Source organism: Aeromonas sp. QDB14 (assembly GCF_027707845.1).
Lineage (GTDB): Bacteria > Pseudomonadota > Gammaproteobacteria > Enterobacterales > Aeromonadaceae > Aeromonas > Aeromonas caviae.
Genome location: NZ_JAPCJD010000213.1, coordinates 1 through 660, shown reverse-complemented (window position 1 = coordinate 660; position 660 = coordinate 1). Strand labels below are relative to the sequence as shown.

General features: G+C 55.5%; 2 protein-coding genes. Both read right to left on the bottom strand.

The window, feature by feature from the left end; all coding sequences use genetic code 11:
• Positions 1-204 (bottom strand): aminoglycoside phosphotransferase family protein (locus tag PG887_RS22565; protein ID WP_216084261.1); only part of this gene is annotated, 204 nt, incomplete at its 3' end.
• The coding region (locus tag PG887_RS22560) for a phosphotransferase (protein WP_265151644.1) at positions 204-660 on the bottom strand (457 nt) is incomplete at its 5' end. The genes PG887_RS22565 and PG887_RS22560, both read right to left, overlap by 1 nt.

Genomic DNA, 660 nt, shown 5'->3' with positions numbered 1-660 from the left:
GACTGCTCCCCTCCCATTGCGCCATACCAGATAGTCGGCCCCGCGCAGTTCATCAGCAATGTCTTCTATAGGTTTCAATCCCTTGACGATTGCAGGAGTCCCGTCTGGCAATGAAACTTTCCAAACGAGGCTGGAAAAGGTGTCCGCAATGAGAACAGGTTGCGAAACGTGCCAATGAGCAGGAAAAACAGGCGGCATGAACATCAACCCCAAGTCAGAGGGTCCAATCGCAGATAGAAGGCAAGGCGTTCGCGGTCGGGGGCTTCGATCCCCAATACATTGAATAGGACAGCGAAGGCGCGCTCTGCTTCATCTGGCGCTGCCCAGTTCTCTTCGGCGTTAGCAATCATGAGTGCCAAATCGGCATAGCGATCTGCTGTTCCGAGCCGCCCAAGGTCGATCAGACCCGTGCATTGAAGAGTTTTAGGGTCCACCATGAAGTTCGGCATGCAGGGATCACCATGGCAAACAACCATATCGGTGCGCTCTTGGTCGAGCCGCACCGGTAGCTCTCGTTCGACACGAGCCAAAAGATCGAGCTGCGGCGTACTCTTGTCCTCGTCCGGTAAGAAGTCGGGATTGACGGCATTGCGGGACACCACATCAACGGCGCGTCCGAACATTCGCGACAGCCTGCGCTCAAACGGACATTGATCAACC